We start from the raw sequence: 7,501 nt of genomic DNA on the forward strand, positions 1-7,501 counted from the left end.
CATCGATAGAGGGGTGTACCTCCGCTTGCCGTTGAGAGCACACAGTAGATGAGAAAACTAACACAACCGTCAATTGCGGGCCGATAACAGAGTGACTGTACACATCGATAGAGGGGTGTATACTGAACAGGAGATTTCGGACGGGCGTCAGATCCGGCTACGTCTGATTCCGGATCTGTGCTTTGACGACCGATTGGACCTCATCCTCGGAGACCATTTCAATGCGAGAGTCCTCACGGAGCGTTTCGAGAATCGTTTCCGGCCGCTCACCGAACTGGAACTCGAGAAACATCCCCGAACTGGGGCCGTGACTCCGTCGTTCGAAGTCGACGAGCGAGTACGTCGTGAGCTCTTTCATCTTATTCACGTACGTCTCTTGATGATACTGATCGGCATCGATCGCGTCAGTCAGGTATTGATACACCCTGTACCCGGTCGTGCTCCGCGCCGTCCCGTCAGTCGTCTGGGACGCGACCGTCGCCGTCGCGTACAGACAGAGCTTCTTTTGGGTGCTGATCCCACGGACAACCTCTAACACACGGTTCTTTTCGACCTTCGCCTGTGCGGCACGGACGTGTTCCTCGCGAACGCGAGCATCACCTTCGCGTTCGGCAAGCTCGCCGGCGACGCGCATGAGATCGATCGCTTTCCTCGCGTCACCGTGCGTCTGCGCGGCGAACGCGGCCGCGAGCGGGATCACGTCGTCGTCGACGACATCCTCGTGGAAGGCGTCTTGTCGGCGGCGGAGGATCGCCTTGAGCTGGTTCGCGTCGTAATCGTCAAAGTGCACGTCTTCGGGCGTAAACGAGCTGACCGCTCGGCTTCCGACCGACTCCATCATTTTCGTGTCGTTTGAGATGGCGACGACCGAGATGAACGCGTTTAGGTCGTCGTTCGCACCGGCTCGCGAGAGCTGATACAGGAGTCGCGAAAACGCGGGGTCCTGCTTATCCCGCCGGCCGACGAGCATGTCCAGTTCATCGAGAACGAACACGACCGAGTCGAAGTGGTCGTTCACGATCCGGTAGAGCTCGTCCCATTTCTCTTTCGTCGCAACGCCGTGTTTGGGGACCTCAACGTCGACACCGGCCTCATCGGCGGCCTGCTGTGTGAGTTCGTACACCGCAACGCCGAGCGTGTCCAAGTCCTGGCAGTTCACTTCGATGGTGCCGAACCGAATGTCTCGGGAGTCACAGATGCGGCTAATGTTGTTACAGACGGCCTTCGTGATGAGCGATTTCCCCGTCCCAGACGGCCCATAGAGGAACAGGTTCGGCGGACGGTTGTCTCCAAGTGCGACACGGAGCATCTTCGTGACCTCTTGGAGCTGCGCATCGCGGCCCACGATGCGGTCCTCTTCGACCACGAAATTGGGATCGAGCAGTGACCGGTCACGGATGAGTCCCTTCTGTTCGTCGAACTCCAGCAGCATATCTTCGATCGACTGCGGAGACTCCCCCGCGGCCTCATCAGACGGCTCAGTGGTCCCATCAGACGGATGGCCGTCGTCGGATTCGTGTGATGGGGAGCGGTGTCGTGAGGTCTCCGAGTGCGTCGCACTCGAAAGATCGGTTTGCGCCGTAGTCTCATCCTCCAGAGATCCCGATTCCTCGGCAGGATCGTCGGAGTCGTCAATACCCATAGTCCGACCCATACCGGCCGGTGCCAAAAAGGTTCCCCACCTCTATCGAAGTGTAATTCACCGTTTCAGAATGTGTTCTAGTTTGATTAAGACGATTTCACCGACCACGGAGAGAGAGCCACCCAGCGGCTGACGATGTGTTTGCTAGTACGGGGTCGAAGACACACACCCCTCTATCGATGTGTTCGATGTGTTTGGTGGGTGGGGGGGATCAGCGGGTGAACTCGGGAGGGGAGAACGACGTGAGACGTGAGAGAGCCGCTAGATAACGGAAAACGCGTTCTCCTCGGATCTCTATCGGTTATTTTGGACGCTCTTTCCCTTTCTTCTTTCATTGTATTAACACAACACACACACACCCCTCTATCGATGTGTTCGATGTGTTCTGTCATCGCGAGTTTTGTGGTTCAGACGACAACGGGATCCTTCGACGAGGAATTCTCGGCTAAGCGGATGTTCTGACCGCTCTCGCGTTAGTTTACTCGCGTTAACGGCGATTCTCAGCTATTTTGCGACTGCACTTCCCTCGGTGTTGGTTACTGGAACACATCGATAGAGGGGTGTGTGTCTCCCCCTCCGATCGAGGCTACCGACAGGATGTGCTAGCGGCTGTCGCCAACAACACGTGCTAGCGGCTGCTGGCGAAATGCTCGAACCGCTGTCCGAACTCTCGGCTCGGCGCCGCTTCCCGCTGTGAACACATCGATAGAGGGGTGTCTGGTGGGTCACCGTTTCAAATGGCTCTGTCGATCCCTTATTCATCAGACAAAAAAGCGTGAAACAGCCGTAACAGCCGTTAGTGTGCGAGATACAGCGCATAGCCAGCAAGGACGATTCGATTGACGCCGCGGATATGATCGCGGCGATTTGCTATCCCATAGTTTAACACTTCATCTAATCGAATATTTAAGCGATGGTCGATCCCATAACCGATCCACTCGCGGAGGTCCTCTTTCGTCTCCTCATCGGTGTGGGACTTGCCGCTCTTATCGGATTAGAACGAGAGCAAAGCGAGTCAGGTGGAACGTTCGCCGGGAGCCGTACCTTCCCCCTGTTTGCGCTTTATGGGGCGCTCGTCTCGGCATTCTTCCCGAGAATGCTTTCTCTTGCCGTCGGCGCGCTCGTCGTCCCGCTCACCGTCGCGTACGCTGGGAAGATCTGGTACGAACAAGATATCGGTCTGACAACGCTGATGGCTGCACTTCTCACCACAATACTGGGAGCGATGACCATGCATTCTGAGACCGGGGCAGTTACCGCAATTATTGTCGGCGGTACCGTTACCGTGATCCTCTCGATCAAGGATCCGATCCACGAGTTCGCCGACCAGATCGAGGAGACTGAACGTCTGGCCTCGGCGAAGTTTATCCTCGTCGTCCTCGTCGTTCTACCGGCGCTTCCAAACCGTCCACTCGACAGTCTCTATGGGCTCAACCCACGGTTTATCTGGTTAATGGTCGTGTTCGTCACCGGACTCGGGTTCGGTGCGTACGTGCTCGCACAGTTCCTCAAACCGGAACAGAGCATCGCTGTGACGGGAGTTATCGGCGGGTTTGTCTCTTCGACGGCGACGACGGTTTCGATGGCCGAGAAGACAGTGGAAAACGAGACGCTGTATCACGTCTGCGCGTTCGCGGTCGTCACTGCGTCTATCGTGATGTTCCCGCGAGCGCTCATCGAAGTCGCGGTCGTCAATCCGACGTTACTCCCGAGTGTCGCCGTCCCGCTGGGAGTCATGACCGTCGTTGGGATCGTCGCTGCAGGAACGCTGTACTGGCTAACAACGTCCGACGAGACGATCGAACCCGGGGAGTTGAAAAATCCGTTTCGACTCCAGCCAGCGCTCCTATTCGGCGTGGTCTTCGCGGTTGTGCTTCTCGTCTCCGAACACGCACACGAGTGGCTCGGCACATCGGGCGTGTACGCCACGGCATTCCTCTCTGGTCTGGCAGACGTCGATGCGATGACTATTACACTGAGTAAACTCGCTGCTGAAGGGACGATTTCGACGCAGGTTGCGACCACGGGGATCGTCATTGCGGCCATCGCAAACACGCTCGTCAAGGCGGCTTTGGCGTGGCTCTTGGGCACGTATCGCCTCGGCCGACTTGTCTCTATCGTACTGAGCGTCGTTATCGTGAGTGGCCTCGTTCTACTCATACTATAGGCTTCCAGTGTCGGGCAGCGTGAGTCAAACTCGCACGATATGCTTACGGAGAATCGAGGAGAAAGCCTCGCGCTTCACAGTAGTTGCCGAATCAAATCTTGTTCCGTACTAACCGAGCCGTTGAGTTCGTGCATTTCACGATTGGATCGGATTTCGGTGTGACAGATCCAGTGAGAGAGGGAGGGAACGCCGCGCTAGCGGCGTTCCCGAGCGATACCTCTCCGCGATAAGGCGTACTCACCGGTCATCCCGGTCAGATTCGAGTGTGAACTCAGCCGTAGTCTGTTGAGAGAACGAATCTACGGAAGATCCGTGTTGATATCTGCGGTGTCTCTGGAGCGGTTCCAGTCGAGGCTAAAACGTTGGCTAACACCCACAGATTGTACAACGACACCGCGAACAGAAAGTAGAACAATCGCACCGAGAACGTCGGTGATGACGTTCTCGGGAGAAAATCACCGAGCTGGCGATAGGACGTTTCGATCCCCCAGCGGCGGCGGAACGCCGCCGCGTATGCTCTCGCTGTCGATGAGTCTACGTCCAAACTCGTTACAAACCAGACGTGCTCATCTTCGCTTGTGCGGTGCGGAACCGCGAAGACTGTGACATCTACCGCCGCCGTTGGTTTGCGCTTTCGCTGCATCGTGTACTCGTCAGCAACCGTCTCAGCGCTGGCGCTGAGACGGTCTTTCATTCCACTACTCGGCCGCGCACGTACGATGTAATCGACATCCTGCTGTTCTAACTCTGCGACGACGTGGACTTGGTAGAATCCACGGTCGAGGTAGACGTGCCGAATGGAGACGTACTGTTTGGCTGTTTCGAGCAAGGAGCGAACGGCGTCGCGCTTGGCGCGAAAGCCGTTCGCGTCCATCGGGACCACCGCAAGCGTAAATCGCGTGCGAGGAGCGACGATACACAGCGTTGCGAAACAAAACGCTTTGTTCGTTCCGAGATCCGGATACGTGGTTAGGACGTGGTCAGTATCGGCAGACCCGTAGAAGCGCCACTCGTGGAGATCGATGGCAACATCGACGAACGCGGGAAGTCGGCGCTGAGACCGGAGGACTTCGAACACTCGCTCTCGGACGCCATCGAACTGGTCGGTGATGGCGTCTGTAGAGAGATTGCGCAAGTGGTACAGCAGCGATTTAGCGAGTAAATTTCGAGCCGTAGCGGTGATATCGACGTGCTTGTCACGATCAAGTTGGAGCGTTTTCCCACCCGTATTTGCGAATTCCTGGTCAAAAGCAATCCGAGAGAGGATTTCCAAGAAATCCTCTCTCGTGTACTTTCCACACAGTTTCACGCCGAATTCGAGCGCTGGGAACAGCACCGTTGACGCAGCACGACAAACCTGTTTCGCCTCAGCTGTCTGGACCATCTGGTGACCAACACAGCCCAGCGTGAAGAGTCTCAGTCAGGTTCGGCAATTACTGTTCAGTGCGGGGAGGATGTCAATGATGTGTGGCAGCGTGAGACATAACGGCAGGTGTCGGGTGCGGCTTAACCCCGTCCAGTCCCTATGACTCGTATGACCACAAAGTCACAGGACGGATTGCTCGGACTCACGTTAGTTGCCCTCCTCGTCACGCTCGGCGGCGATCTGCTCGGGATGACACTCCTCGTCGCGGTCGGCGTAACCAGTTTCTCTCTTGCCCTGATAGGACTGTTAGCGCTCATGACCGTCTCACTGGTGGTTGGCGTCAGTCGGACATCCGGACCGGACATGCATGACCCGCTCCTTGCCGACCGGACTTACTTATAAGATAGAAGGGACGTCTCGGATGAACTGCTTCGTCCCCCAGACGGATTATGTCGAAAACAACATTTGGGGTACCGGAGCGGGGCGGGGAGCGTTCTCGAACACCTTCGACAAAGTCAAAAGGGGCGTGGAATACGCCGAGGCCCCCACCGAGCGTTATGTTGAAAACGGAGACACTCGCGAAAGTCCCGCTTTCTCTCAGCCGATCGGGCGGAACGCCGACGTCCGGCAAGAGGACATGCGAGAGATCGAGGCCGAAGACGAGTACGATCTGGTGCTCACGGACCCGCCTACTACGACAACATCATCTACTCTGAAGTCTCTGATTTCTTTTACGTTTGGCAGAAGATCCTGCTAGAAGATGAATATCCCGGGTTCGACTAGGAGTTTACTCCGCGTGTGGAGTCGATCGTCACGAACCCGTATCTTGACAAAACTGCGGAGGATTTCGAGCATGAAATCGGGGAGGCACTCTCCGTGATCAATCGCACGCTGAAAGACGAATCGCACGCTGAAAGACGACGGCGTGCTGTCGTTCACCTACCACCACAGCGACGAGGAATCGTGGGGTGAACTCCTTGAGTCGCTCTGTGACACCGGGTTCGAGACCACCGCCACGTACCCCATCAACTCCGACCTGAACAAGTTCCAAGTGGCGCGAGAAGCCGTCTCCTTCGACATCGTGATCGTCGCCAGACCCACCGACGATCGCAAGCCGATCTCGTGGAACTCCCTCCGCCGCCGGATCGTCTGCACCGCCAAGGAGACCCGCCAGACCCTCGAGGAGAACCGCGAGCTGAAGGGCGGCGACATCGGCGTGATCGAGATGGGAAAATGCTTCCAGGAGTACTCGAAACACCACGGGGCGGTCCGGCGCGGCAACGACGCCATGACCGCGAAGGAGGTCGTCGGCGAGTTCTACGGCATCATCCAGGACAACACCCGCGGTGAGCAGGCGATCTACCTCGACCTGCTTGAGGAGCGCGCCCCCGGCTACGACGACCTGAACAAACACCTGCGCCACTCCGACGCCTCCGAGGACCAACTCAAGGAGATGCGGCTCGTCGAGACGGCCGGGGGCTCGTTCGCGCTGCTCGACTGGCGCGACGAGGGTCGACAGGTCTACGTGCAGACCAAGGTCGGGGAGGGCAACGCCACCCCACTGGACAAGGCCCACTTCCTGCGCTACCGCTTCGAGGAGGGGAAGACGGTGTCCGAGTACGTGGACCGCCGGGGCGACGAGGTGATTCGTCAGCGCCTCCGCGACGTCGACCCGCGGGCCGGAGACGTGTTACTCGTGCAGACGAGCGCGGACGTCCTCGACCGGCTTCGCTCCGACACCAACATCGTCGTTTCCAGCGACGAGCAGTGGGAGGAGTTCGACCGGACGCAGATCCCCATCGCGCTGGGCATCGTCGCCGGCGTCGTCGGGCTGGCCGCCCTCGACTACCTCTCCATTATGGTCAGCGCTCTCGCCGGTGTCGTTGCGATGCTCTTCTCGGGCGTCCTCCGGCCCACGGACGCCTACGAGGCCGTCGATTGGAACGTTATCTTCCTACTGGCGGGGGTTATCCCTCTGGGGATCGCATTCGAGGTGTCCGGGACGGCGGACCTCATCGCGACGGGAATTGTCGCCGGGAGCGCCGTGCTGCCACCGATCGCGATGCTCGCGGCCTTCTATCTCGGCATCGCGATCATCACGGAGATGGTGAGCATTGACATCCTCCTCGGCGTTCACGCGGAGGAATCCCGAGCGGTGAGAGTTTCAGGTTCGCAACCATGACTCCGCCACTTTGCGGGAACCCGTCTAACCCAGTCGTCGTAGTCGGTAGCTGACTGGCGGTGCCAAGCCGCCGGTACTCCTATCCTCGGCGTCGGTGACTCTCACCTGTTGTTTTTGCCAGCAGGGAGTCGCTGACACGTCGCC

4 protein-coding genes and 1 pseudogene are annotated in these 7,501 nt (G+C 58.0%); 3 read left to right on the forward strand and 2 right to left on the reverse strand.

What is annotated here, in order from left to right; genetic code table 11:
• Nucleotides 1–157: 157 nt before the first annotated feature.
• Complete coding sequence (locus FGL94_RS14860; RefSeq protein ID WP_186313428.1) at nucleotides 158–1,642, reverse strand: AAA family ATPase; 1,485 nt, start codon at nucleotides 1,640–1,642, stop codon at nucleotides 158–160.
• A gap of 913 nt (nucleotides 1,643–2,555) precedes the next feature.
• Here FGL94_RS14860 and FGL94_RS14865 point away from each other — a divergent pair.
• The gene (locus tag FGL94_RS14865; RefSeq protein ID WP_144926966.1) at nucleotides 2,556–3,809 is read left to right on the forward strand and encodes an MgtC/SapB family protein; all 1,254 of its coding nucleotides are present in this window, start codon (nucleotides 2,556–2,558) and stop codon (nucleotides 3,807–3,809) included.
• A 271-nt stretch (nucleotides 3,810–4,080) separates the two neighbouring features.
• Here the strand turns inward: FGL94_RS14865 and FGL94_RS14870 are convergent, their stop codons facing one another.
• Nucleotides 4,081–5,193: a transposase gene (locus FGL94_RS14870; protein WP_144926969.1), complete on the reverse strand. Its 1,113-nt coding sequence runs from the start codon at nucleotides 5,191–5,193 to the stop codon at nucleotides 4,081–4,083.
• Nucleotides 5,194–5,343: 150 nt separating this feature from the next.
• On the opposite strand from FGL94_RS14870, the gene FGL94_RS14875 reads away from it, so the two are divergent.
• Together FGL94_RS14875 and FGL94_RS18990 are read left to right on the forward strand one after the other, a co-directional pair.
• Complete coding sequence (locus FGL94_RS14875; RefSeq protein WP_144926972.1) at nucleotides 5,344–5,577, forward strand: hypothetical protein; 234 nt, start codon at nucleotides 5,344–5,346, stop codon at nucleotides 5,575–5,577.
• A pseudogene (locus FGL94_RS18990) lies at nucleotides 5,543–7,288 on the forward strand (SLC13 family permease); the annotation flags it as partial. The gene FGL94_RS14875 and the pseudogene FGL94_RS18990, both read left to right, overlap by 35 nt.
• Nucleotides 7,289–7,501: the final 213 nt, after the last annotated feature.

It is taken from the genome of Halorubrum salsamenti, assembly GCF_007671685.1.
Classification (GTDB): Archaea; Halobacteriota; Halobacteria; order Halobacteriales; family Haloferacaceae; genus Halorubrum; species Halorubrum salsamenti.